Origin of the sequence: Streptosporangium amethystogenes (assembly GCF_000721075.1) — a bacterium.
GTDB classification, from domain to species: Bacteria; Actinomycetota; Actinomycetes; order Streptosporangiales; family Streptosporangiaceae; genus Streptosporangium; species Streptosporangium amethystogenes.
In genome coordinates this window covers 97,961-123,094 of sequence record NZ_JOEQ01000006.1, presented here as the reverse complement: position 1 = coordinate 123,094, position 25,134 = coordinate 97,961, and the positions used below count along the sequence as shown (strand labels likewise).

Annotated in this window: 24 protein-coding genes and 1 pseudogene; 19 read left to right on the top strand and 6 right to left on the bottom strand. The window is 69.6% G+C overall.

Features of this window, described 5'->3' with window-relative positions; all coding sequences use genetic code 11:
* Window positions 1–52 precede the first annotated feature (52 nt).
* Window positions 53–1,120, bottom strand: a complete 1,068-nt coding sequence (locus IG98_RS0111920) for a polyprenyl synthetase family protein (protein WP_030910025.1) — start codon at window positions 1,118–1,120, stop codon at window positions 53–55.
* A 391-nt stretch (window positions 1,121–1,511) separates the two neighbouring features.
* Here IG98_RS0111920 and metF point away from each other — a divergent pair, with 391 nt between their 5' ends.
* Window positions 1,512–2,444, top strand: a complete 933-nt coding sequence (metF, locus tag IG98_RS0111915; RefSeq protein WP_030910023.1) for a methylenetetrahydrofolate reductase [NAD(P)H] — start codon at window positions 1,512–1,514, stop codon at window positions 2,442–2,444.
* Between the two features lie 24 nt (window positions 2,445–2,468).
* Here metF and IG98_RS0111910 read toward each other — a convergent pair whose 3' ends face one another.
* Both IG98_RS0111910 and IG98_RS0111905 read right to left on the bottom strand, forming a co-directional pair.
* A complete protein-coding gene (locus tag IG98_RS0111910) occupies window positions 2,469–3,017 on the bottom strand; it encodes a GNAT family N-acetyltransferase (RefSeq protein ID WP_030910021.1) in 549 nt (182 codons plus the stop codon).
* A gap of 83 nt (window positions 3,018–3,100) precedes the next feature.
* The gene (locus IG98_RS0111905) at window positions 3,101–3,577 is read right to left on the bottom strand and encodes a YbaK/EbsC family protein (protein ID WP_030910019.1); all 477 of its coding nucleotides are present in this window, start codon (window positions 3,575–3,577) and stop codon (window positions 3,101–3,103) included.
* Between the two features lie 119 nt (window positions 3,578–3,696).
* Here IG98_RS0111905 and IG98_RS0111900 point away from each other — a divergent pair, with 119 nt between their 5' ends.
* Together IG98_RS0111900 and IG98_RS0111895 are read left to right on the top strand one after the other, a co-directional pair.
* Entirely contained in the window at window positions 3,697–4,500 is an 804-nt protein-coding gene (locus IG98_RS0111900) for a L,D-transpeptidase family protein (protein WP_030910017.1), read from the top strand.
* A gap of 369 nt (window positions 4,501–4,869) precedes the next feature.
* Window positions 4,870–5,316, top strand: a complete 447-nt coding sequence (locus tag IG98_RS0111895; protein ID WP_030910014.1) for an SAV_6107 family HEPN domain-containing protein — start codon at window positions 4,870–4,872, stop codon at window positions 5,314–5,316.
* Between the two features lie 85 nt (window positions 5,317–5,401).
* On the opposite strand, the gene IG98_RS0111890 is transcribed toward IG98_RS0111895, so the two are convergent.
* From IG98_RS0111890 to IG98_RS0111880, 3 genes are all read right to left on the bottom strand, one after another.
* Complete coding sequence (locus tag IG98_RS0111890; protein ID WP_030910012.1) at window positions 5,402–6,535, bottom strand: PP2C family protein-serine/threonine phosphatase; 1,134 nt, start codon at window positions 6,533–6,535, stop codon at window positions 5,402–5,404.
* A gap of 215 nt (window positions 6,536–6,750) precedes the next feature.
* Window positions 6,751–7,245, bottom strand: a complete 495-nt coding sequence (gene bldD, locus IG98_RS0111885; RefSeq protein ID WP_030910010.1) for a transcriptional regulator BldD — start codon at window positions 7,243–7,245, stop codon at window positions 6,751–6,753.
* Window positions 7,246–7,826: 581 nt separating this feature from the next.
* Window positions 7,827–9,071, bottom strand: a complete 1,245-nt coding sequence (locus tag IG98_RS0111880; RefSeq protein WP_030910008.1) for an arginine deiminase — start codon at window positions 9,069–9,071, stop codon at window positions 7,827–7,829.
* A gap of 291 nt (window positions 9,072–9,362) precedes the next feature.
* Between IG98_RS0111880 and pyrR the strand changes: the two genes are divergently transcribed.
* The 16 genes and pseudogenes from pyrR to IG98_RS0111800 all read left to right on the top strand — a co-directional run bounded on the left by pyrR (window position 9,363) and on the right by IG98_RS0111800 (window position 25,126).
* On the top strand, window positions 9,363–9,932 hold the full coding sequence (gene pyrR / locus IG98_RS0111875; RefSeq protein WP_281178467.1) for a bifunctional pyr operon transcriptional regulator/uracil phosphoribosyltransferase PyrR: 570 nt from the start codon (window positions 9,363–9,365) through the stop codon (window positions 9,930–9,932).
* Window positions 9,929–10,858 carry an aspartate carbamoyltransferase catalytic subunit gene (locus tag IG98_RS0111870; RefSeq protein WP_030910004.1) on the top strand — a complete coding sequence of 310 codons (930 nt, stop codon included), beginning with the start codon at window positions 9,929–9,931 and terminating at the stop codon, window positions 10,856–10,858. Before pyrR ends, IG98_RS0111870 begins: the two co-directional genes overlap by 4 nt.
* Window positions 10,858–12,186, top strand: coding sequence for a dihydroorotase (locus IG98_RS0111865; protein ID WP_030910002.1), 1,329 nt, complete (start codon window positions 10,858–10,860; stop codon window positions 12,184–12,186). Before IG98_RS0111870 ends, IG98_RS0111865 begins: the two co-directional genes overlap by 1 nt.
* Window positions 12,187–12,334: 148 nt before the next feature.
* Window positions 12,335–13,438, top strand: a pseudogene (carA, locus tag IG98_RS0111860) (glutamine-hydrolyzing carbamoyl-phosphate synthase small subunit); the annotation flags it as partial.
* 226 nt (window positions 13,439–13,664) lie between these two features.
* Entirely contained in the window at window positions 13,665–16,961 is a 3,297-nt protein-coding gene (gene carB / locus IG98_RS0111855) for a carbamoyl-phosphate synthase large subunit (RefSeq protein ID WP_030909998.1), read from the top strand.
* A 50-nt stretch (window positions 16,962–17,011) separates the two neighbouring features.
* Window positions 17,012–17,863 carry a dihydroorotate dehydrogenase electron transfer subunit gene (locus IG98_RS0111850; protein WP_030909995.1) on the top strand — a complete coding sequence of 284 codons (852 nt, stop codon included), beginning with the start codon at window positions 17,012–17,014 and terminating at the stop codon, window positions 17,861–17,863.
* Window positions 17,853–18,827, top strand: coding sequence for a dihydroorotate dehydrogenase (locus IG98_RS0111845; RefSeq protein ID WP_030909991.1), 975 nt, complete (start codon window positions 17,853–17,855; stop codon window positions 18,825–18,827). The genes IG98_RS0111850 and IG98_RS0111845 overlap by 11 nt, the downstream gene beginning before the upstream one ends.
* A complete protein-coding gene (gene pyrF / locus IG98_RS0111840) occupies window positions 18,824–19,537 on the top strand; it encodes an orotidine-5'-phosphate decarboxylase (protein ID WP_030909989.1) in 714 nt (237 codons plus the stop codon). Before IG98_RS0111845 ends, pyrF begins: the two co-directional genes overlap by 4 nt.
* Window positions 19,538–19,722: 185 nt before the next feature.
* Entirely contained in the window at window positions 19,723–20,046 is a 324-nt protein-coding gene (gene mihF / locus IG98_RS0111835; protein ID WP_030909986.1) for an integration host factor, actinobacterial type, read from the top strand.
* A 193-nt stretch (window positions 20,047–20,239) separates the two neighbouring features.
* Complete coding sequence (gene gmk, locus IG98_RS0111830; protein WP_051752025.1) at window positions 20,240–20,812, top strand: guanylate kinase; 573 nt, start codon at window positions 20,240–20,242, stop codon at window positions 20,810–20,812.
* A 12-nt stretch (window positions 20,813–20,824) separates the two neighbouring features.
* Window positions 20,825–21,088, top strand: a complete 264-nt coding sequence (rpoZ, locus tag IG98_RS0111825) for a DNA-directed RNA polymerase subunit omega (RefSeq protein WP_030909981.1) — start codon at window positions 20,825–20,827, stop codon at window positions 21,086–21,088.
* A 9-nt stretch (window positions 21,089–21,097) separates the two neighbouring features.
* On the top strand, window positions 21,098–22,321 hold the full coding sequence (gene coaBC, locus IG98_RS0111820; RefSeq protein ID WP_030909979.1) for a bifunctional phosphopantothenoylcysteine decarboxylase/phosphopantothenate--cysteine ligase CoaBC: 1,224 nt from the start codon (window positions 21,098–21,100) through the stop codon (window positions 22,319–22,321).
* Window positions 22,322–22,399: 78 nt separating this feature from the next.
* The gene (locus IG98_RS0111815; protein ID WP_030909976.1) at window positions 22,400–22,768 is read left to right on the top strand and encodes a hypothetical protein; all 369 of its coding nucleotides are present in this window, start codon (window positions 22,400–22,402) and stop codon (window positions 22,766–22,768) included.
* A 322-nt stretch (window positions 22,769–23,090) separates the two neighbouring features.
* On the top strand, window positions 23,091–24,278 hold the full coding sequence (metK, locus tag IG98_RS0111810; protein ID WP_030909973.1) for a methionine adenosyltransferase: 1,188 nt from the start codon (window positions 23,091–23,093) through the stop codon (window positions 24,276–24,278).
* 105 nt (window positions 24,279–24,383) lie between these two features.
* Entirely contained in the window at window positions 24,384–24,674 is a 291-nt protein-coding gene (locus IG98_RS50390; protein ID WP_157594289.1) for a FitA-like ribbon-helix-helix domain-containing protein, read from the top strand.
* A gap of 5 nt (window positions 24,675–24,679) precedes the next feature.
* Window positions 24,680–25,126, top strand: coding sequence for a type II toxin-antitoxin system VapC family toxin (locus IG98_RS0111800; protein ID WP_030909971.1), 447 nt, complete (start codon window positions 24,680–24,682; stop codon window positions 25,124–25,126).
* The last annotated feature ends 8 nt before the right edge of the window (window positions 25,127–25,134 follow it).

Here is a 25,134-nt window from a genome sequence, read left to right as displayed (position 1 = left end):
GGCACGGCACCGACCCGGTGTACGGATCAGGTGCGTGGATCGGGTGCGCGGTTCAGGTGCGCCGGGAGGTGGCGGCCACCGCGAGGTCGGCCAGGGCCGCCCGGGCGTCGGGGCGGATCGGGGCGCCCTCCAGCGAACCGAGGGCGTTCTCCAGGTACCCCTTGATCAGGTCCTCGCACGCCACGAGGGCCCCCGTCTCCTCGATGATCCGGCGCAGCCGGTCCACTCCGGCCTCGTCCAGGTCCGGGTCGCCGAGCGTGGCGCGTACCACCTGCGCCTGGGAGGCCGAGGCGGCGGCGAGCGTGCGGGCGATGAGCATCGTCCGCTTGCCCTCGCGAAGATCGTCGCCGGCCGGTTTACCGGTCTCGTCCGGGTCGCCGAACACGCCGAGGATGTCGTCGCGAAGCTGGAAGGCGATGCCCACGGACCGCCCGTACTCCTCGCAGAGCCGGTCGATCCAGGGCTCCCTGCCCTGGGCGGCCAGCACCAGCCCGAGCCGGAGCGGCTGCTCCACGGAGTACTTGCCGCTCTTGAAGAGGGCGACCCGCAGCGCGCTGTCGAAGGTGCCCTCGCCGTGCGCCTGCTCCAGCAGGTCGAGATACTGGCCGCACATCAGCTCGGTGCGCATGTCGTCGTGCACCTTCTGCGCCGCCGCCAGCGAGGCGGCGGGCAGACCGCTGTTGCGCCACATCTCACCGGACCAGATGAGCATCAGGTTGCCCAGCAGAATGGCCGCGCCCTCGCCGAACTGCTCGGCGGAGCCGTGCCAGCCAGCCTTCCTGTGCAGCTCCTCGAACCTGCGGTGCGCCGAGGGCATGCCCCGGCGCAGGTCGCTGGCGTCCATCACGTCATCGTGCACCAAGGCGCTCGCCTGGAGCAGCTCAAGGGAGGCGGCCGCGGCGAAGAGCGCGGGGTCGTCGCCTCCGCCCGCACCATGCCAGCCCCAGTAGCAGAAGGCGGGGCGCAGCCGCTTGCCGCCCGAGAGGAAGTCCTCGGCCGCGGAGACAAGAGGGGCCAGCTCTGGAGCACTGACCTGCGGACGCTGCTGTTCGACGAATCGCCGGAGAGCATGGTCCACCTCGGACCGGATCATGTCCAGCGCGGTTGCAGAAGTGATCATCGAATACCTCCGGTATGGAGACCCCGGGCTTCAGCTCTGGGGAGAAAACGCGGTACGGTGCCGCACGCCCTGGCACCGTGTCCGGCGGTGATGACACCCCGACCACCGTACGCATGGCCGGCACGAGCCTGCCCGCCGGGGCGGTGGAGAGGCGGAACGGTTATGGGGCCGGTGCGCGACACGACACCTCCGGGTTTCGTGCGACTGGTCATGAGGCAGGAAACCCAATCTATGAAAGTTGGGACCCTCGGGCTTCGGTGCCGGGAGGAGGTCAAGTAATGAGATTAACGGTCTAAGGGGATATTCTGATCTAGAAGAACGGTTGTTCCGCGTGAAGATCGCTCCGTGATCTGCTCGGGCATCCGAGCGACCGGGTCGCTATCCTTGCCCCATGGCTCTGGGTCGCCCGTCCGTTCTTCCAGATCGTGTCGCCACCGTCCGCGAACTCCTCGCCGCCGGTGCCCACTCGTTCTCCTTCGAGTTCTCCCCCCCGAAGACCGATGAGGGAGAGCGCCAGCTCTGGCGTGCCGTCCGCGAGCTGGAGGCGCTGCAACCCACCTTCGTCTCCGTCACCTACGGTGCCGGAGGCAGCACCCGTGACCGCACCGTCGACATCGTCGAGCGGATCGCCCACGAGACCACACTGACCCCGGTCGCCCACTTCACGGCCGTCAACCACTCCATCCGCGAGCTGCGTCACCTGGTCGGCCGGTTCGCCGGGGCGGGCGTTCGCAACATCCTGGCGGTGCGGGGCGACCCGCCGGGCGACGTGACGGGCGAGTGGGTGCGCCATCCCGAGGGCGTCCTGTACGCCGAGGAGCTGGTCAGGCTCATCCGCCAGTCCGGTGACTTCTGCGTGGGCGTGGCCGCCTTCCCCTACAAGCACCCCAGGTCGCGCTCGATCGAGTCCGACACCGAGTACTTCGTACGCAAGTGCCGGGCGGGCGCCGACTACGCGATCACCCAGATGTTCTTCCGCGCGGACGACTACCTGCGGCTCCGTGACCGGGTGGCGGCCAGCGGCTGTGACACGCCGATCATCCCGGGCATCATGCCCGTCACGCAGATGAGCACCATCGCCAGGTCGGAGCAGCTCTCCGGAGCGCCGTTCCCGCCCGAGGTGGCCGAGAGGTTCGCGGCCGTCGCCGACGACCCGGCCGCCGTGCGCAGCCTGGGCATCGAGCTCGCCGCCGAACTCTGCCAGACCCTGCTGGACGAGGGCGCGCCCGGCATCCACTTCATCACCTTCAACCGCTCCAGCGCGACCCGCGAGGTCTTCCAGGCGCTTGACCACACGCCGAAGGCTCCTTCACTGGGGGGCTGATCGGGAAGTCTCCCGCCGGACGACTCAGCCGTCCAGCGGAAGGACCGCCCCGAGGATCGCATAGCGCTCGTGCCCGCCAGGGAAGACGAACTGCGTGAGCAGGTCCGCGAAACCGAGGCTCCGGTAAAGGTGCCGGGCCGCGGTGGGCCGGTCGCGGGTGGACAGTACGGCGGTGCGCTCCAGGCGGCCCGCGCATATTCCCATGATCATCGACCGTCCGATGCCCTTGCCCTGGTAGTCGGGGCGGACATGGATCTCGGCGAGCTCCAGCGCGTCGCCCAGCCAGCCGCGGGCGCTGCCCTCGCCGTGCTTCTCGGCGAGGGCCCGCCGGACCACGTCGTGCCACCACTGGCCGGAAACCCCGTGGAAACCGTAGGCGATGCCCACCGGGGTGCCGTCGGAGAGCTCGGCGAACAGGCAGGTGAAGGCGGGGTTGGTGGCGTGGTTTCCCATGATCGCCTTGCGGCCGGCGATCTGGTCGGCGGGCGGGTTCATCGCCTTGGTGTAGACGTCAAGGACCGCGTCCAACCGGAGCGTGAACTCGTCGGGGCCGATCCGTCGCAGTCCGATCACGCGTCGCACCCTAGCAGGGAGGACATGACGCGGGTCATCGCCGGTGCCGAAAGCGCCGTGCCGTGCTCACCGCCGGATCGCGGTCATTCGACCTCGACGGGGACTCCGCCGGTGATGCGGACGAGTTCGTCGAAGGAGGTCGGGAAGACGGTGTGCGGGTGGCCGGCGGCGGCCCAGACGACGTCGTACTTGCCCAGCCAGGTGTCGACCAGCGTCCTGACCGGGGAGGGGTGGCCGACCGGGGCGACACCGCCGATGACCTGGCCGGTGGCCGCCCGCACGAAGGCGGGGTCGGCGCGCTTCACCTTCGCCACACCGGCCGTCCTGGCGATCAGGTCGGTGTCGACCCGGTGGGCTCCGCTGGTCAGAACCAGGAGCGGCTCGCCGTCGGCGTCGAATATCAGGCTGTTGGCGATGGCGCCGACCTCGCAGCCGAGCTGCGCGGCGGCGCTGGCGGCGGTCGGGGTGGCCTCGGAGAAGGTGACGATCTCGCCGGGGACGGCGTGCTCACTGAGCACGGCGGCGACTTTCTCAACGTTCGGATGCAACTTTTCTGGCACCTGACCACTCTAAACAGGTTGACCGTTGATTTCCGCTTCATGACCGGTCACTTGCACGGAGAACCCGTGCGCTATGGTCCCTTGACCTAATACATAGTGATATGAGGAGTTGGTGGAAAGTGGGGGTTGGACAGCGGCTGGGAGCGGCCGCGCTGATGACGGCGGGGGCCGTGCTCCTCTCTTCAGTGGGCGTCACCCTTTCCGCGGGCGTCGCCGAGGCCCAGGCCACGGTCTCGGCCGCGCCGGCCGTCGCGACGAGGACCGAGGCGTCCCGGTTCGTCGCACCGGGCAAGACGCTCAAGCTCGGCGCGAAGGGCGCCACGGTGAAGGCGCTCCAGGAGAGGCTGGCCGAGCTCGGCTACGCGCCGGGCAGGATCGACGGCCGCTACGGCGGTGCGACCCTGACCGCGATCTGGGCCTTCCAGAAGGTCAACGGCATCTCGCCGACCAGCACCGTGGCGCGCAGGACCTGGCAGGCCCTGGAGAGTCCGCTGGCGCCGAAGGTGCTCGTCCCCGGGGGTAAGCCGACCCGGGTGGAGGTGAACCTCGCCACCCAGGTGATGGTCCTCTACGTCAACGGCGCGGTGCGGCTGATCAGCCACACCTCCTCGGGCAGTGGGATCGCCTACTGCGAGACGGCCACCTGGGAGGGCAAGACCCAGCGGTTCTGCGGCGACGCCCGCACGCCGACGGGCGACTACAAGACCACCTGGCGCAGGGACGGCTGGCACAAGTCCTACCTGGGCCAGCTCTACAACCCGATCTTCTTCAACGGTGGCATCGCCTTCCACGGCGCGCTGTCGGTGCCGCTGGCACCCGCCTCCCACGGCTGTGTCCGGCTGCCGATGCACGTGGCGGAGGTCCTTCCCGGTCTGCTCGGCACCGGGGTGCCGGTGCATGTCCGGGGCAGGTTCGCCCGGTAGCGCGGCGAAGCGGGAGAACCGGCGGGCGGATCGACGCTCGGCGAGCGGAGGCCCCGGGAGACGGAGATCTCCCGGGGCCTCCGTCATGTCTGTCATATCGGAAGATCGAACTTTTGTTCGCCGTTTCACTTGACAGTATTAGTGGTCGAATTTATGTTCGATGTAATGATGCGGGTCTCGCAGCCCGTGTCCAGGGTGGTCGGCCGGATCCACGTCGTCGGAGGAGACGATCGGGCCCAGGTCGGGGCGGGCGGGGAGAGGGGAAGCTCCTCGTCCGGCCACCCGGTGGATTTGTCGGTGGGGTCTGCGAATGTTGACACCGCCGGTGAAAACGCCGGGAGCCGCTTGCGACCAAGGAGGCTGACGCACATGACCCCTCGGCTCGGCGATTCCGGTGGGCCCCGACTGTCCCCCACCGTGCGGGCGCACCTCACAGACGCGCGTGACTGCCTCGAAGAGGCCGCCGCCGCCCGGACCTCCGCCGCTCGTTATGTCGCGGCCCACCTCGCGGCGCTCAGGGCGGCCGCCGCCGTCCTGGCCGCGCGACCCCGTCCCATGCAGGGCCGCAGGCGCAGGCTGCGCAGTGCCTGGGAGCTGCTCCCCGAGGCCGAGCCCCGGCTGGCCGAGTGGGCGCCCTACTTCGAGACGAGCGCGGCCAAGCGGGCCGCCGCCGAGGCGGGGCTGACCCGCACGGTGTCGTCACGAGACGCCGAGGAGCTCATCTCCGAGGCGGAGCGCTTCGTCGTCGAGGTCGAGAACCTGCTCGGGGTGCCGGCGCAACCCGTGCTCCCCGGCCACGTCCCCCTGGCGGGTTAGGTCTTCTCCGGCGGATCTCGCCGTGGTGAGGGCGGGGCGGACGGAGTCGCGAGGCCGCCGACGATGCGGTGGGGCCCGAGGCGGCCTACGCCGCGGAGGAGTTCTCCTGGACGGCGCGGTGGCGCAGCAGGAGCATGGCGGCGTCGTCGCCCAGCGGTCTGCCCACGTGTTGGAGCAGGTCCGCGCGCAGCGCGTCCAGCGACCCCTGAGGGTCGTCCTCACCGTCCAGCAGGTGCGCCCGCTCCGGCAGCGGGTAGAACTCGCCGAACCCGTTGCGCGCCTCGATGACCCCGTCGGTGTAGAAGAGGACCTGGTCTCCCGGCTCGAAAGGGATGTGGTGCGGCTGCGGCTTGCTGGCCTGTAGCGCGCTCATACCCAGCGGCAGGGCCTCATCCGGCGGGTCGGCGAACCAGATCGTGCCCTCGGCGTCCAGCACCATGGGCGGGGGGTGGCCGCAGTTGATGACGGCGATGGTGGAACCGCCACGGATCTCGGCCAGTACGGCGGTCACGAACTGCTCGCCGGACAACTCGCGGGTCAGTGCCTTCTCCAGCCGTGCCACGACGCCCTGGAGCCTCTTCTCGTCGTGGGCCGCCTCACGGAAGGCGCCGAGCACCACGGCCGCGGTCTCCACGGCCTCCAGGCCCTTGCCCTGCACGTCTCCCACGATGATCCGGACCCCGTGCGGAGTGGTGACGACCTCGTACAGGTCACCGCCGATCCTGGCCTCGGCCGTGGCGGAGGTGTACGAGACGGCCACGCCTATGCCGGGACCGGCGCGGCGGGGCACCGGGCGCAGCAGCACCCGCTGGGCGGCCTCGGCCACCGAGCGCACGTCGGCGAGCTGGCGCTCGTGGCGCAGCCGCCCGGCGCTGGCCAGCACGCTGGCCACGGTGACGCCGAGGATGGCGAACATGGTGATGTTGGTACGCGGCGTCCAGAGGATGTCGTTGTAGAGGCCGAGCGCGACGCACAGCACCAGGGCGACGACGCCGATCACGGTGGTGCGGGCCAGGCCGCAGGCCACACTGGCGAAGGCCGGGCCGAGGGCGAGCAGCGGGAGGAGGCCGGACGTGGGGCCCGAGCCGAAGTCGATCACGGCCACCACGGCCATGACGACGAAGGGCAGCAGCTTCAGGGTGTCCTGAGTCCCGGTGGTGCCGATCGATGCCAGCAACCGCAGGAAGGTGCGCGTCTTGGTCGATCCCAGCGACACCATGACCGAGTGGAGACGGCTTTTTGAGCGCGGTCGAGAGTGATCGAGCCGATCATCTCCCGAAGTCATGTCCACCGTATCTCGCCGATCGAATGTTTGCCTTTTCCTACCACAGTGGCCGTGGGCCGGGGCGGAATGCGGCTGACGTTCTGCTGAGAGCAAGATTTTGGGGCGGGGTGGGCACGCCGGTTCCGGCGCACCCACGACCGGTCAGACGGTCAGAAGGACTCGACGGCGCGGCGTGCCTCGGGGTCCAGGACGCCCCAGCCGATGAGCTCCTCGGTGAGCTCGCTGGGGGACTTGTCATAGATCACGGCAAGGGAGCGGAGGTCCTCCTGGCGGATGGACAGCACCTTGCCGTTGTAGTCGCCACGCTGGCTCTGGATGGTGGCCGCGTAACGGGCAAGCGCGCCGGCCTTCTCCTTGGGGAGTTGGGCAAGGCGCTCAAGATCGATCACAAGTTTCGGTGTCGGGCCCAGCGGGCTGGGGGCAGCCCCTCCAGGCAGCAACTCCGAGACCGGCACCCCGTAGAAATCAGCCAGTTCGGCAAGCTTCTGCACGGTGACGGCACGGTCGCCACGCTCATAGGAGCCCACGACGACCGCCTTCCAGCGCCCGCGGGACTTCTCTTCGACTCCGTGCAGGGACAGGCCCTGCTGGGTGCGAATGGCGCGGAGTCGTGCACCCAGCGACTTGGCGTACTCAGACGGCATGGTGTGGCCCCCCGGCTCTGTATGTACTGCTCTCAACTTGATTGTGCTACCTCGCAACTTATGCCCCGGTCACCGGGTTGGCGCCCGGGGTAGGCGTCTTCGGTGACCGGTGCGTCGGGGTTCACCCGATAACGCCACGAGGTGTGGTTACGGACAGTGACGGTAAAGCTGTGGGCGCCTAAGGTCAAGCTGATTGGAAAAAAGATGTCGAATCCGGTCCGATGTGGTCCGCCTCAAACGCGGTAGTTGTCCTACCGCACATCCCGAAACCTCCAGTTTTTACGGGATTTTCGTAGGATTCTGGCTTCTTCTGGAGGTTTCGGGCAACATCATCTTCGGGGCGCGGCGACAAGCGTATGATCTTTGACAAGGCGGTCGGGAGGAATACCCGGTGCGACGATTCCGTCCGTCCGGACGGTGTGGATCGACGGTGTGCCCACATGCCGCTCAGGGCTCGCCGGTGCCGTCCCCACGGTCCGCCGCCGGTCTCGGCCGACGCTCCGGTTGGGACGCGGATGAGCCGGGTTCCTCCCCACGGCCGTGCCTCTCGTGGTGGCGATCCGCCCGGCCTCCGGGAGGGCTCAGATGCCGTCGCGTTCCAGCGGGCAGCTCATGCAGCGCGGGCCGCCCCTGCCCCTGCCGAGCTCGCTGCCCCGGATCGTGATGACCTCGATCCCGTTGCGGCGCAGATGGTTGTTGGTGGTGGTGTTGCGCTCGTAGGCCACGACCACGCCGGGTCGCAGGGCCAGCACGTTGCAGCCGTCGTCCCACTGCTCCCGTTCGGAGGCGTACACGTCCTGTGTCGCGCTGAGGACCTTGATGTCGTCCAGGCCGATCGCCCGCGCGATGGCTCTGTGCATGTCCTCGGGAGGATGATCGGTGATCTTGAGTTCCTTCTCGTTGTCGCCGGGCTCGACGGTGTAGGAGGGCAACATGCCCAGCCCCGCGAACTTGGTGAACACCCCGACGTCCACGTTGGTCATGACCGTGTCCAGATGCATGAAGGCCCGCGCCTTCGGCATGTCCAGCGCGACGATCCTCGTCGCGGCGCCCTTCGCGAACAGGCTCCGCGCGAGCATCTCGACAGCCTGTGGCTGGGTGCGCTCGCTGATCCCCACCAGCACCGCACCCCGGCCGATGACGAGCACGTCGCCGCCCTCGATGGTGGCCGGAGCCGCGGGGATGCCGGGCATCCAGACGTGGTAGCCGCCCTCCTCGGGCCGGTCGTAGCCGGGGGCGAAGGCGGGGTGGTAGCGGTAGATCGCCTCCATGTTGACCGTCTCGCGGCGGCGGGCCTTCTTTCTCATCGCGTTGATCGAGACGCCGTCGTAGATCCAGCAGGAGGTGTCGCGGGTGAACAGGTGGTTGGGCAGCGGGGGCAGGACGAAGTCGTCCGGCCTGAGCGTGTGGAAGGCGAGGCTTTTGGGATCGGTGCCCATGTCCACCAGTTCGCGCTTGGTGATGCCGCCGGTGAGATAGCGCTGAAGCATCGTGGAGTCCATCGAGTCCAGCGCGTTGCGGACGGCGTCGACGGCCATCGGGCCGAAGTAGCGTTCGTCGGCGATGCCGTCCAGGATGTGCTTGCGCGCCTGGGGGATCTCGACGGTCTCGTAGAGCAGGTCGGAGAGCATGTGAACGGTGACCCCCTGGTCGACCAGGAGCCTCTGCCACTCCTCGTGCTCCTCCACGGCGCGCTGCACCCACAGCACGTCGTCGAAGAGGAAGTCGTCCTTGTTCGAGGGCGTGAGCCGTTTCAGGGCGAGCTCGGGTCGATGAAGCAGGACCTGGTGGAGCCGGCCGACTTCGGAGTCGACGTGAAAGGCCATTTCTCTTCCTTCGCGGCTGGTGACGAGAGAGTCGGGAGGGCGGCGCCCCGGACTCCGTGGGCGCGCTCGCCATACCTCGCGTTGGTACGGATCTAAAGCGCATACCCGCCAGAACCATGGAAAGTCAGTGAAGATCACGATATTTATTCACTTTTGGGAAGATCGCTGGGGTGGCGTTCGACGTCCGCCGAGGTGGGACCGGTCAGGGCGAGCCGCCGGGCGGCTGGTAACGTAAGAGCGCTGACTTCCTTTAAGACCCGTCCCGTGAGGCGGGAAAGGTGGTGTTACTCCTTGACCGATGCCATTTCGCATGCGCTGAGCGGTGCGCGCGCCGTTCTTGAGCAGCCCGATATCAACCGGGCCCTGGTCCGCATCTCCCACGAGATCCTTGAACGGACCAAGGGCGGCGAGAACGTCGTCCTGCTGGGCATCCCAACGCGCGGGGTCCACCTGGCCCGCCGCCTGGCCGCCCACATCAAGCAGTTCGAGGGCCGTTCCGTACCCGTCGGCTCCCTCGACGTCACGATGTACCGAGACGACCTGCGCCTGCGTCCCGCCCGCGCGCTGGGCCGCACCGAACTGCCCGCCGACGGCATCGACGGCAGGACCGTCGTCCTCGTCGACGACGTCCTCTACTCCGGCCGTACGGTCCGTGCCGCGCTCGACGCGCTCAACGACCTGGGCCGCCCGCAGGCCGTGCAACTCGCCACCCTGGTCGACCGCGGCCACCGCGAGCTGCCCATCCGCCCCGACTACGTGGGCAAGAACCTGCCGACCTCCAAGTCCGAGAGCGTCAAGGTCTACCTGGAGGAGAACGACGGCCGCGACGCGGTCCTGCTGCTGAAGGAGGAGGGCCGATGAAGCGGCACCTGATCTCGGCGGCCGATCTGACCCGTGACGACGCCCTGCTCATCCTGGACACCGCGGACGAGCTGGCGAAGATCTCGGAACGTTCCATCAAGAAGCTCCCCACCCTGCGGGGCCGCACCGTGGTGAACCTCTTCTTCGAGGACTCCACCCGGACCAGGATCTCCTTCGAGGCCGCGGCCAAGCGCCTGTCGGCGGACGTCATCAACTTCTCCGCCAAGGGCTCCAGCGTCTCCAAGGGCGAGTCGCTCAAGGACACCGCGCTCACCCTGGAGGCGATGGGCGCCGACGCCGTCGTCATCCGGCACGGCGCCTCAGGCGCCCCGTACCGGCTGGCCGGCTGGGTGCGCGGCAGCGTCGTCAACGCCGGTGACGGCACCCACGAGCACCCCACCCAGGCCCTGCTCGACGCCTTCACCATGCGCCGCCGCCTGGGCCCGCTGGACGGCAGGAAGGTCACCATCGTCGGCGACGTGCTGCACAGCAGGGTGGCCCGCTCCAACGTGCTGCTGCTGGCCACCCTCGGCGCCGAGGTGACCCTGGTCGCCCCGCCGACCCTGTTCCCGGTCAACGTCGACTCCTGGCCGTGCGAGGTCTCCTACGACCTCGACGCGATGCTGCCCAAGTCCGACGTGGTGATGATGCTGCGCGTGCAGCGCGAGCGGATGAACGCGGCGTTCTTCCCCACCGAGCGGGAGTACAGCCGCCGCTACGGGCTCGACCGCGAGCGCGTCGCCAGGATGCCCGACCACGCCATCGTGATGCACCCCGGCCCGATGAACCGGGGGATGGAGATCGCGGCCGAGGTGGCCGACTCGCCGCGCTCGACGATCGTCGAGCAGGTCGCCAACGGGGTGACCGCACGTATGGCCGTTCTGTACCTGCTGCTTGGCGGCGCCGACCTCGGGGGAGAGATCTGATGAACGACCGCATCGGGACCACGCGTGACGGCATCGTCATCAGGGGCGCCAGGATCCTCGGCGGAGAGCCCGTCGACATCCTGATCCGCGACGGTCTCCTGGTGGAGATCGGCCAGGGGCTGAGCGGCGGCGAGACCGTCGAGACCGTCGAGGCCGAGGGGCTGATCGCCCTGCCCGGTCTGGTGGACCTGCACACCCACCTGCGCGAGCCGGGGCGTGAGGACGCGGAGACCGTCACCACGGGCACCCGCGCCGCCGCCCTCGGCGGCTACACCGCCGTGCACGCCATGGCCAACACCGACCCGGTCGCCGACACCGCGGGCGTCGTCGAGCAGGTCTGGCGCCTGGGCCAGGAGGCGGGCTACTGCGACGTGCAGCCCGTCGGCGCCGTCACGGTCGGCCTGGGCGGCGAGCACCTGGCCGAACTCGGCGCGATGGCCGACTCGGCGGCCCAGGTCCGGGTCTTCTCCGACGACGGCAGGTGCGTCTCCGACGCGGTGCTCATGCGCCGAGCGCTGGAGTACGTCAAGGCCTTTGACGGCGTGGTGGCCCAGCACGCCCAGGAGCCGAGGCTGACCGAGGGCGCGCAGATGAACGAGGGCGCGGTCTCCGGCAGGCTGGGCCTGACCGGATGGCCCGCGGTCGCCGAGGAGGCGATCATCTCCCGCGACTGCCTGCTGGCCGCGCACGTCGGCTCGCGCCTGCACATCTGTCACGTCTCCACGGCGGGCTCGGTGGAGCTCATCCGCTGGGCCAAGTCCAAGGGCTGGGACGTCACCGCCGAGGTGACCCCGCACCACCTGCTGCTGACCGACGACCTCGTCGAGGACTCCCCGGTCGGCTCCTACAACCCGATCTACAAGGTGAACCCGCCGCTGCGCACCCGCGCCGACGTCGAGGCGCTGCGCGCGGCCCTGGCCGACGGCACGATCGACTGCGTGGCCACCGACCACGCCCCGCACCCGGTCGAGGACAAGGAGACCGAGTGGGCCGCCGCCGCCATGGGCATGATCGGCCTGGAGACGGCGCTCGCGGTGGTCCAGGAGGCGATGGTGGAGACGGGGCTGCTCGACTGGGCCGGTGTGGCCGAGCGTATGTCCTGCGCTCCGGCCCGGATCGGCAGGCTTCGGGGACACGGGCAGCCGATCGAGGTCGGCGCGCCGGCCAACCTCACCCTCTACGACCCGGCGGTGCGTGCCGCGGTCGACCCGGCGGGCTACGCTTCAAAGAGCCGCAACACCCCCTACCAGGGCCTTACCCTGCCCGGCCGCGTCGTGGCGACCTTCCTGCGCGGCAGGCCGACGGTTCTGGACGGGAAGCTCACGTGAGGACTCTCCGCCTTCGCGCGCCGAACGTCGGATACCTTCGCTCTCTCTCGCCGGGAGGCGGGGGCGTCCCGCTCGGTGCGGCGACGAATCAATGTGCCAGATATTTCATACTTTGCGGAGCTGTAGCCGAGATGATCGGGGTGTGTGAGTGACCGCAGTGCTAGTGCTGGAAGATGGACGTGTCTTCCACGGGACCCCCTACGGCGCCGAGGGCGAGACCTTCGGCGAGATGGTCTTCAACACGGGGATGACCGGCTACCAGGAGACGCTGACCGATCCGTCGTACCACCGCCAGATCGTCGCGATGACCGCGCCGCACATCGGGAACACCGGGATCAACGACGAGGACCCGGAGTCCTCGCGGGTGTGGGTGGCCGGTTACGTGGTCCGCGAGCCGGCCCGGGTGGCCTCCAACTGGCGCTCCAACCGTTCCCTGGACGACTACCTCAGGGAGCAGGGCGTCGTCGGCATCGCCATTCCCGGCACCCGCGCCCTGACCCGTCACCTGCGGGAGCGGGGGGCGATGCGGGCCGGGGTCTTCTCCGGCAAGGCCCTGGCGCCGGTCGAGGAACTGCTGGAGCGGGTGCTGGGCAGCCCCGCGATGGAAGGCGCCGATCTGGCAGGAGAGGTCTCCACCGCCAAGCCGTACGTGGTGCCCGCGATCGGCACGCGGCGGTTCACCGTGGCCGCGGTCGACCTCGGGATCAAGGCGATGACGCCGCACCGGATGGCCGAGCGCGGCTGCGAGGTGCACGTGCTGCCGGCCTCGGCCAGCGCGGAGGAGATCCTCGCGCTCGGCCCGGACGGGGTGTTCTTCTCCAACGGCCCCGGTGACCCCGCCACCGCCGACGGACCGGTCAAGGCGCTTCGCGGGGTCCTCGACGCGGGTGTCCCGTTCTTCGGCATCTGCTTCGGAAACCAGCTCTTCGGGCGTGCCCTGGGGCTGGGCACCTACAAGTTGCGTTACGGCCACCGAGGTGTCAACCAGCCGGTACAGCACCGGGGCACCGGCAAGGTGGAGATCTCCGCGCACAACCACGGTTTCGCGGTGCGGGCCCCGCTGGAGGGCGTGTTCGACACGCCGTACGGCCCGGCGGAGGTCAGCCACGTCAACCTCAACGACGACTGCGTCGAGGGGCTGCGACTGCTGGACCGCCCGGCCTTCAGCGTCCAGTACCACCCGGAGGCCGCGGCCGGCCCGCACGACTCCGCGGGCCTGTTCGACGACTTCTGCGCGTTGATGGCGGGAGAGCGGGGAACGGTCAACGGGACGATCAAGAGCACGGAGCGGTCCGGGGAACGAGCGGGCGGAGTGGCGGACGAGGGACGAGTCCTCCGCGGAGCCGGCGCGGAGCCGGACGCGACCAAGAGCACGGAGCGGTCCGGGGAACGAGCGGGCGGAGTGGCGGACGAGGGACGAGTCCTCCGCGGAGCCGGCGAGGAGCCGGACGCGACCATGGGTACGGAGGGAAGCAAGGGTGCCTAAGCGCACGGACATCCAGTCGATCATGGTGATCGGCTCAGGACCGATCGTGATCGGCCAGGCATGCGAGTTCGACTACTCGGGTACCCAGGCCTGCCGCGTGCTGCGTGCCGAGGGCTTCCGCGTGATCCTCGTCAACAGCAACCCGGCGACCATCATGACCGACCCCGAGTTCGCCGACGCCACCTATGTCGAGCCCATCACCCCCGAGATCGTCGAGAAGATCATCGCCAAGGAGCGGCCCGACGCGCTGCTGCCCACCCTGGGTGGGCAGACCGCGCTGAACACCGCGATCTCCCTGTACGAGGCCGGCGTCCTGGAGCGCTACGAGGTCGAGCTGATCGGCGCCGACGTCGACGCCATTCAGGCGGGCGAGAACCGCGAGCTGTTCAAGGGCATCGTGGCCAAGGTCGCCGAGGAGTACGGCCTCAACGCCGAGTCGGCCCGCTCGTCCGTCTGCCACACCATGGACGAGTGCCTGGCCGCCGCAGGAGAGCTGGGCTACCCGCTGGTGGTGCGGCCCTCCTTCACCATGGGCGGGGTCGGCTCCGGTTTCGCGCACGACGAGGAGGGGCTGCGCCGCATCGCCGGGGCGGGCCTCGACGCCTCGCCGACCACCGAGGTGCTCCTTGAGGAGTCCATCCTCGGCTGGAAGGAGTACGAGCTGGAGGTCATGCGCGACCGGGCGGACAACGTGGTGATCGTCTGCTCGATCGAGAACATCGACCCGATGGGCGTGCACACCGGCGACAGCGTCACCGTGGCCCCCGCGCTGACCCTGACCGACCGCGAGTACCAGAACATGCGCGACGTGGCCATCGCGGTCATCCGCGAGGTCGGCGTCGACACCGGCGGCTGCAACATCCAGTTCGCCGTCGAGCCGCGCACCGGCCGCATGGTCGTCATCGAGATGAACCCGCGTGTCTCGCGCTCCTCGGCGCTCGCCTCCAAGGCCACCGGCTTCCCGATCGCGAAGATCGCCGCGAAGCTCGCCATCGGCTACACGCTGGACGAGATCCCCAACGACATCACGAAGGTGACCCCGGCGTCGTTCGAGCCCTCGCTGGACTACATCGTGGTCAAGGTGCCCCGGTTCGCGTTCGAGAAGTTCTCCGGGGCCGACGCGACCCTGACCACCCACATGAAGTCGGTCGGCGAGGCCATGGCGATCGGCCGGTCCTTCCCCGAGGCCCTGCAGAAGGCGCTGCGCTCGCTGGAGAAGAAGGGCGCCTCCTTCACCTGGGCGGGCGATCCGGGCGACAGGGACGAGCTCCTGGCCGCCTGCCGCATCCCGCACGACGGGCGCCTGTTCACCATGCAGCAGGCCATCCGCGCCGGTGCCACGGCTGAGGAGCTGTTCGAGGCCACCCATGTCGATCCGTGGTTCGTCGACCAGCTGATCGCGATCGACGAGATGGCCGCCGAGCTGCGCGAGGTGCCGCAGCTGACCGCCGAGGTACTGACCAGGGTCAAGCGGTACGGCTTCAGCGACGCGCAGATCGCCGAGCTGCGCGACATGACCGAGTCGCGGGTGCGCGACCTGCGCCACGCGCTCGGCGTCCGCCCGGTCTACAACACCGTCGACACCTGCGCCGCCGAGTTCGCCGCCCAGACCCCCTACCTGTACTCCACCTACGACGAGGAGACCGAGGTCCCCTACGGGGAGCGCCCCAAGGTCCTCATCCTCGGTTCGGGGCCCAACAGGATCGGCCAGGGCATCGAGTTCGACTACGCGTGCGTGCACGCCTCCTTCGAGCTGTCGGCGGCCGGCTACGAGACCGTCATGGTCAACTGCAACCCCGAGACGGTCTCCACCGACTACGACACCTCCGACCGCCTCTATTTCGAGCCGCTCACCCTGGAGGACGTCCTGGAGGTCGTCCACGCCGAGCAGCAGACCGGCCCCGTCGTGGGTGTCATCGTCCAGCTCGGCGGCCAGACCCCGCTCGGTCTGGCCCAGGCGCTCAAGGACGCCGGTGTCCCGATCGTCGGCACCTCGCCCGAGTCGATCCACCTCGCAGAGGAGCGCGGCGCGTTCGGCCGGGTCCTCGCCGAGGCGGGCCTGCCCGCCCCCAAGCACGGCGTGGCGGTGACCTCCGACGAGGCGCTGGCCATCGCCGAGGAGATCGGCTACCCGGTGCTGGTGCGCCCCTCCTACGTGCTGGGCGGCGCGGGCATGGCCATCGTCTACGACGACGAGACCCTGACCGCCTACATGGACAAGGCGGGCGCGGCCAGTGACCACCCGGTGCTGGTGGACAAGTTCCTCGACGAGGCCGTGGAGATCGACGTCGACGCGCTCTTCGATGGTGAGGAGCTCTACCTCGGCGGGGTGATGGAGCACATCGAGGAGGCCGGCATCCATTCCGGCGACTCGGCGTGCTCACTGCCGCCGATGACACTGGGAAGCTACGACATCAAGCGCATCCGCGCCGCCACCGAGGCGATCGCCAGGGGCGTGGGCGTGCGCGGCCTGCTCAACGTGCAGTACGCCATGTCGGCCAACATCCTGTACGTGCTGGAGGCCAACCCCCGCGCCAGCCGTACCGTCCCGTTCGTCTCCAAGGCCACGGCGGTGCCGCTGGCCAAGGCGGCGGCCCGGGTGATGATGGGCGCCACGGTGGCCGAACTGCGCGCCGAGGGCCTGCTGCCGGAGAGCGGTGACGGCGGCACCATGCCGCTGGACGCGCCCATCGCGGTCAAGGAGGCCGTGCTGCCCTTCAACCGGTTCCGCGGCGTGGACATCGTGCTCAGCCCCGAGATGCGCTCCACCGGCGAGGTCATGGGCATCGACGAGTTCTTCGGCACCGCCTACGCCAAGTCGCAGGCCGCCGCGTACGGCTCGCTGCCCACCAAGGGGCGGGCGTTCGTCTCGGTCGCCAACCGCGACAAACGCGCCATGATCTTCCCGGTCAAGGCCCTCGCCGACCTCGGCTTCGAGATCCTCGCCACCGAGGGCACCGCCGAAGTCCTGCGCCGCAACGGTGTCCGTGCCAAGATCGTGCGCAAGCACAGCGAGGGAGTCGGTCCCGCGGGCGAGCAGACCATCGTCCGGCACATCCTGGACGGGGAGGTGGATCTCATCGTCAACACCCCCTTCGGTAGCCCCGGACAGTCGGGACCCCGCCTGGACGGCTACGAGATCCGCACCGCCGCGGTGCTGCGCGCCATCCCCTGCATCACCACGGTCCAGGGCCTGGCCGCGGCGGTGCAGGGCATCCAGGCGATCGTCCGCGGCGACATCGGCGTACGGTCCCTCCAGGAGCACGCGAAGCGGTTGCGGAGCGGTTGAGGAGTGAGGCCGGCGCCCCAGCGGAGGTGAGGAAGACGCCTGTTACTCCGGTGCAGGTGACAGGCACGGTGCTGACGACGCGCCGCGTCGACGCCTACCATGCGCTCACCGTGGTGGCGCCCGGCATCGCCGAGCGCTTCCGGCCCGGCCACTTCGTCGGGGTGGCCGTGGGCGGGACGCAGACGTCGATGCTGACGCGCCGTGCCTTCTTCGTCCACGACGTCAAGCCCGACTACGGGGGTACCGTCGAGTTCGTCTTCTCGGTGAGCGGGCCGGGCACGGCCTGGCTGGCCGACCGGCGCGCCCGCGACACCCTCGACCTGGTGGGTCCGCTCGGCCGCCCGTTCCCGCTGCCCAGAGACCCGGTGACCTGCGTCCTGGTCGGCGCCGAGCACGGCTCGGCGACGCTGTTCACCGTGGCCGACGCCCTCCAGCGGCGTGGTTGCCGCGTCGACTTCGTGCTCGGCGCGGCCTCGGCCGACCGGGTGTTCGGCGCCCTGCGGGCCAGGAGGATGGGGGAGACGACCACGCTGACCACCGAGGACGGCTCCCTGGGCATGCGCGGCCGGGTGACCGACGTGCTGCCCGGCGTGATCGCCGACGTACGGGCCGACGCGGTCTACGCCTGCGGCCCGATGCCGATGCTGCACGGCGTCACCACGGTGGCCGTCGAGTTCGACATCCCCGTCCAGGTGGCGGTCGAGGAGCGGATGGCGTGCGGGATCGGCGTGTGCATGACGTGCGTGCTGCCGGTCATCGGGGACGACGGGGTGACCCGGATGGTGCGCTCGTGCGTCGAAGGACCGGTCTTCAGGGGCGAGCGCGTCCGCTTCGACGACGTCGGGACGATCCCGTTCGACGCGCTGGGAGCGCCCGGTGGAGGAACACGGAATGCCGGTTGACATGCGGACGTACCTGGGGCACGTGGAACTGGTCAACCCCGTCACCACGGCCGCCGGGTGCGCGGCGTCCGGCTCCGAGCTCGCTCAGTTCTTCGACCTCGCCCGGATCGGCGCGCTGACCACCCGGTCGATCACGATGGCCCCCAGGGCGGGCCGCCCGACCCCCAGGATGGCCGAGACGCCCTCGGGCATGCTCAACGCCGTCGGGCTCCAGGGGCCGGGTGTGGACGCCTTCCTGGAGCGTGAGCTGCCCTGGCTGGCCCAGCGGGGCGTGCGGACCGTGGTGTCCATCGGTGGCGGCACCGTGGCCGAGTACACCGCGCTGGCCCGCAGGCTCACCGACGCGCCCGGGGTCACCGCCGTGGAGGTCAACCTGTCGTGCCCCAACATCGAGGACCGGGGCCGGGTCTTCGCCCGCGACGGCGCGGCCTCCGCCGAGGTGATCGCCTCGGTGCGCTCGGTGATGCGCTACGACGTGCCCGTGGTGGCCAAGCTCTCCCCGGACGTCATGGACATCGTGAGCGTGGCCCGCGCGTGCGTGGACGGCGGCGCCGACGCCCTGTCGATGATCAACAATCCGCTCGGCATGAGCATCGACACCGAGGCCATGCGGCCCGTGCTCGCCGCGGTCACCGGCGGCCTGTCGGGCCCCGCGGTCAGGCCACTGGCCGTACGCTGCGTGTGGCAGGTCCACGCGGCCCTGCCCAGCGTGCCCATCATCGGCATGGGCGGCGTGCTGACCGGCAGGGACGCCTTCGAGTTCATCCTCGCCGGAGCCTGCGTCGTCGCGGTGGGGACCGCGCTGTTCCACGACCCCTACGCCTGCCTGCGCATCCTCCGCGAGCTTGAGGAGATCCTGGCGGCCCGGGGGTTCCACCGGCTGGCCGACGCGGTCGGGCTGGCACACCGCCCGCCGGGGGCGTCCACCCGGCACCGGATAGACCTTGAGGAGAGTTCCCTGTGACGCCCGCACCCATCGCCGTCGCCCTGGACGCGCCAGACCTTGAGACCGCGGCTCACTGGGCCAGCCTGGTCACCCCACACGTCACCACGGTCAAGGTCGGGCTGGAACTCTACCTCCGCTACGGCCCCGACGTGATCGCCTCGGTCCGGGGAGCGAGCGGGGTACAGGTCTTCCTCGACCTCAAACTCCACGACATCCCCAACACCGTCGCGGGCGCCGCCAGGGCCGTGGCCAGGCTCAAGCCCGCCATCCTGACGGTCCACGCCACCGGCGGCCCCGCGATGATCCGGGCGGCGGTGGAGGCCGTGCCCCACACCCAGATCGCGGCGGTGACGTTGCTCACGTCGCTCTCGGAGGCCGATCTGGAGCAGATGGGCGTCAGGGGTCCCGCCGAGGACGCCGTGCGCCGCCTGTCGGCCATGGCCGTCGCCGCGGGCGCCCAGGCCCTCGTCTGCTCGCCGCGCGAGGTGGCCGCGGTGCGTGCCGAGGTCGGGCCCGACATCACGCTCATCACCCCCGGCGTCCGCCCCGCCGGCGCCGAAAGTCAGGATCAAGCAAGAGTAGCGACTCCCGAGCGGGCTTTCGCCGACGGGGCGGATCTTCTCGTGATCGGCCGCCCGATCACCGGCTCCGCCGACCCCGGCGCGACGGCCGCGGGCATCGCCGCGGCCCTCCGGCGCACCTCCGCGGCCACCGGACACGGCGCATGACGCAAGCCCGGAAAACTCGGCGTTGAGCGTAGTTTTGTCCACACAGGGCGATATCGTGAGCACGGAAAGTCACGAAGTAGATTTTCTAGGGGGATAAAGTGGTCTTGACGTTGCTTGAAGCGCCATGACCAGCTAGTTTCCCTTCCCGTCCGAGTACATCGACAGGAAATTCGAGGTGACCCGGCGTGGCTCTTCCTCCCCTAACCCCTGAGCAGCGCGCCGCAGCCCTAGAGAAGGCTGCCAAGGCCCGCCGAGAGCGTGCCGAGGTGAAGAACCGCCTGAAGCACGGTGCGGTCTCTCTGGCTGAGGTGCTCAAAGACGGGCAGGCCGACGACGTCATCGGCAAGATGAAGGTTTCGGCCCTTCTTGAGTCGCTCCCCGGCGTGGGCAAGGTTCGCGCCAAGCAGCTCATGGAGCGGCTTGGCATCGCCGAGTCCCGCCGTGTGCGGGGCCTGGGTACGAACCAGCGGGCTTCGCTCGAGCGTGAGTTCGGCGGGGCCGAGAGCTAATCTCGGTTCATACGACCACGTTCACCCCATATGGGGACAGCATCACGGGGGGTTTGGAGTGACCGGAACGTCGCGGTCCGGCGAGAGCCGGGCTCCGGAGGCAACCGCCGAGGGCGGAGCCGGTCGCTCCACATCCTCGGCCGGAGGTCCGAAGGGGGCGCGAGCCCTCGCCGGACTCCCGGCCGGTAGGCGTCTGACGGTCCTGTCCGGGCCGTCGGGCGTCGGCAAGTCCACGGTCGTCGCCGAGCTTCGGCGGGCACACCCGGAGGTGTGGCTGTCGGTCTCGGTGACCACCAGGAAACCCCGTCCCGGGGAGACCCACGGGGTTGAGTACTTCTTCGCCGACGACGAGGAGTTCGACCGCCTCGCCGCCTCCGGCGAGCTGCTTGAGTGGGCCGAGTTCGCCGGGAACCGGTACGGAACGCCGCGCGGCCCGGTGCTCGAGAAACTCGCCGCCGGGGTGCCCACGCTGCTGGAGATCGACCTCCAGGGCGCCAGGCAGGTCCGGGCGACCATGCCCGAGGCCCTGCTGGTCTTCCTGGCCCCCCCGACCTGGGAGGAGCTGGAGAAGCGGCTGCGCGGCAGGGGCACCGAGCCCGAGGACGTCATCGCCCGCCGCCTGGCGGCCGGCCGGATCGAGATGGCGGCCGAACGGGAGTTCGACCTGACGCTCGTCAACACGTCAGTCCAGGATGTGTGTCATCGGCTGATAGCCTTGTTGGCTGATGCTCCCGAGGGTTCACGCCTCGGACGTTCACCTAGCTAGGGGAAATCACACGTGGCAACCAGCGCCGCCTACTCCGAAGGCATCACCAACCCGTCGATCGACGCCCTGCTCGACATCGTCGACAGCAAGTACAGTCTCGTGATCTTCGGCTCCAAGCGGGCGCGTCAGATCAACGCCTACTACTCCCAGCTCGGCGAGGGCCTGCTCGAGTACGTCGGCCCGCTCGTCGAGACCCACGCGCAGGAGAAGCCGCTCTCCATCGCGCTGCGCGAGGTCAGCGAGGGCCTGCTCACCTCCGAGCCGATCGAGGGCTGACCCACCTCGATGCCGACCTCCGTGGTTCCCCGCAGGCCGAGGGTCGTCCTCGGTGTGAGCGCGGGCATCGCCGCCTACAAGGCGTGCGAGCTGCTGCGCCTGTTCACCGAGTCCGGCCACGAGGTGCGGGTGGTCCCGACCAGGGAGGCGCTCCGCTTCGTCGGTGAGCCGACCTGGGCCGCGCTGTCCGGCAACCCGGTCACGACCGACGTCTGGGAGTCGGTGCACGAGGTGCCGCACGTCCGCATCGGGCAGGGCGCCGACCTAGTGGTCGTCGCGCCGGCCACCGCCGACGTGCTCGCCAAGGCCGCCCACGGGCTGGCCGGCGACCTGCTGACCAACACCCTGCTCACCGCGCGCTGCCCGGTGGTGTTCGCCCCCGCGATGCACACCGAGATGTGGGAGCACCCCGCGACCCGCGCGAACGTGGCCACGCTTCGCGAGCGCGGCTCGATCGTCGTCGATCCCGCGGTGGGCCGCCTGACCGGGGCCGACACGGGTCCCGGCCGTCTGCCGGACCCGAAGGAGATCTTCGAGGTCTGCCGCGGCGTCCTCTCCGGGCGCCCCGCGGACCTGGCGGGCCGTCGCCTGGTGATCTCCGCGGGCGGCACCCGCGAGGCCATCGACCCGGTCCGTTTCATCGGCAACCGTTCCTCGGGGCTGCAGGGTTACGCCCTGGCCCGCACGGCCGTCGCCCGGGGGGCCGAGGTCACCCTGGTGGCCGCCAACGTCGCCCTGCCCGACCCCGCGGGGGTCAAGGTGGTCCGGGTCACCTCGGCCCTGGAATTGCGCGACGCCGTACTGGAGGCGGTGCAGGACGCCGACGCCGTGGTCATGGCCGCCGCCGTCGCCGACTTCCGGCCCTCGGCGCGGAGCGGGTCGAAGATCAAGAAGACCGCCGACGAGCCCGACGCCATTCATCTGGTGAAAAATCCGGACATTCTTGCGGAGTTGGGGGAACGGCGCCGTGCAGGGCTCAAGCCGTACCCCCGGGTGATCGCGGGATTCGCGGCCGAGACCGACGACGTCCTCGCCAACGGGCGGGCCAAGCTCGCCCGCAAGGGCTGCGATCTGCTCGTCGTCAACCAGGTCGGCGACGATCTCGCCTTCGGCACCCCCGACAACGCGGCAGTGGTCCTCCTCGCCGACGGGGAGCAGGTCGACATCCCGCGCGGCCCCAAGGAGGCCCTTGCCGACGTGGTCTGGGACCTCGTCGCCGCGCGCCTGGCCTGACCACTTGCCGTAGCCCGGCTCACGGCGGATACTGCCTCCCAGAGCCCTGCCACATCGCAGCCGGGAGGGGTTTGGATCATGCCTGTCGCCGCCGCGGTCAGGGCACGATGCCGAGCGCTGCTTCCTCCGGGGGAGGAGATCCACTATGTGCTGCCGGCCCTGTCGGTGGGCACCCCGGGCATGGCGACCTTCCTCATCGTGATCACTGACCGGACCATCTACCTGCTCTCCACCAAGTTCTTCGACCGCGACGCGCCGACCTCGGTGTACGCCACCCACACCCGGCGCACCCGGCTCGGCCCGCTGGAGTTCTCCGCGGGCGCGGCCATCGAGCTCGGCGGCATGGTGTTCGAGATCGAGGAGGAGTACGCCGCGGTGATCTCCGCCGCCGACGCCGAGGTCTTCGCCCCGGAGACGCTGCCGCCCGACCCGCTGCCCGATCTGTGAGTCCCCGGGGATCCGGGGGCTGCGCATCCCGCCCGCGAGATGTGGATGAGCGCGGGAGCCGGGGATCTCGCGGGCTCCGGACCTTTTGGGGCGGCTTCCGGAACGTGTCCCGCCGCACGTCGTGGCAGCTGGGTTTCCCCGCCACGGATTCCGGTGAACCCGCAGCTCTTCCACTACATGATTTGAACATTTAAGGTGACACGACCTGAGACGGTTTCGCGGCCCCGCATCAGGTGGGGCTAGAATTCGCCGGAGCGCTACTGGTGTCCTGCCGATGCCAGAGCCCCAGACGCCAGCAGCCGCTGCATGAGGAGCCACTGACTTGTCCCGTCGCCTGTTCACCTCCGAGTCGGTCACAGAGGGCCACCCGGACAAGATCGCCGACCAGATCAGTGACGCGATTCTCGACGCCATGCTCAAGGGTGACCCCAAGAGCCGTGTCGCGGTCGAGACGCTGATCACCACCGGTCAGGTCCACGTCGCCGGAGAGGTGACGACGGAGACCTATGTCGACATTCCCGGTCTCATCCGGGAGAAGATCCTTGAGATCGGTTACGACGCCTCGCACAAGGGCTTCGACGGCGCCTCCTGTGGCGTGTCGGTGTCCATCGGTGCGCAGTCGCCCGACATCGCCCAGGGCGTCGACGACGCCTACGAGAACCGCGAGGGCGAGGCGGGCGACGAGCTGGACCGCCAGGGCGCCGGTGACCAGGGCCTGATGTTCGGTTACGCCTGCCGCGAGACCCCCGAGCTGATGCCGCTGCCGATCCAGCTGGCGCACCGCCTGGCCGAGCGCCTGTCGCAGGTCCGCAAGGACGGCACGGTGCCCTACCTGCGCCCCGACGGCAAGACCCAGGTCACCGTCGAGTACGACGGCGACAAGCCGGTCCGGCTCGACACCGTGGTCGTCTCCACCCAGCACGCGGCCGAGATCGACCTCAAGGAGATGCTCGCTCCCGACATCAAGGAGCACGTGGTCGACCCGGTCCTGGCCGGTCTGGAGATCGACACCGAGGGCTACCGCCTGCTGGTCAACCCGACCGGCCGCTTCGAGATCGGCGGCCCGATGGGCGACGCCGGCCTGACCGGTCGCAAGATCATCGTTGACACCTACGGCGGCATGTCCCGTCACGGTGGTGGCGCCTTCTCCGGCAAGGACCCGTCCAAGGTCGACCGCTCGGCCGCCTACGCGATGCGCTGGGTCGCCAAGAACATCGTGGCCGCCGGTCTGGCCGACCGCGCCGAGGTCCAGGTCGCCTACGCCATCGGCAAGGCGCACCCGGTCGGCGTGTTCGTCGAGACCTTCGGCACCGAGAAGATCGAGATCAGCAAGATCCAGGAAGCCGTGGTCAAGGTCTTCGACCTGCGCCCGGCCGCGATCATCCGCGACCTCGACCTGCTCCGCCCGATCTACTCGGGCACCTCCGCCTACGGTCACTTCGGTCGCGAGGGCTTCTCCTGGGAGTCCACCGACCGCGCGGACTCCCTGCGCGCCGCCGCCGGTCTCTGACCCGCACGTTCCACGACGGCCCCCGTGAACGCTCGTTCACGGGGGCCGTCGTGTTCTCGGCAGAAAATGATATCATTTTGGGGCTTCGATTGATATCATTGGAGTGTGAAGCAACTACTTCTTCGAATCGATGACGATCTACATCGACGGATAACCCGGAGGGCTCGCCGTACCGGCCGTTCCATCAATGCCACCGCCGGGGAGATCCTCGCCCACGGCGTGTCCGACGAGGTGCTGGATGCCCGGGCGGAGCTTCGTGCACGTGCTCGTCGGCTCGGCGTGCTCGCCGAGCGTCCCCCGGCTCCTCCGGTGACCGAAGCCGACCGTGAACGCGCACTTGCCGCCACCAGGGGCATCGGCCCGCTTCTCGACGACCTCTGGGCCGAGGGCCGCTGACCATCGTGCTCACCTACGTCGACTCCTCGGTTCTGGCCTGCGCTTACCTCCACGACGAACCGGGTCACGGCCGCGCCAGGGAACTTCTCGAAAACCCCGAGCATCTGCTTGTCACCAGCACCTTGACGGTGGTGGAGGTGACCGGTGTGCTGGTGCGCGCCTCTCGTGCCAGGCGGCTGACGGAACTGGACACCAGGCTTGCCGTACTGGCGGCAGACCTTGGAGAGGACGGTCCCGTCACGTTGCTGACCGCTCCTCGCAACACCGTGGAGCAACGAGCCACGGAGATCGTCTACACCCATGCCCTTCGCGCGCTTGACGCGATTCACCTCGCCGTCGCGGAGTTGGCGGCCGTCCCGCTACTGGAAGATCCGGGAGACAAGCTCGGCTTCGCCAGCCATGGCAACGCCCAGAGCGAGGCAGCCGCGGCACTTGGTTTTACTTCCGTCTAGCGCTCATG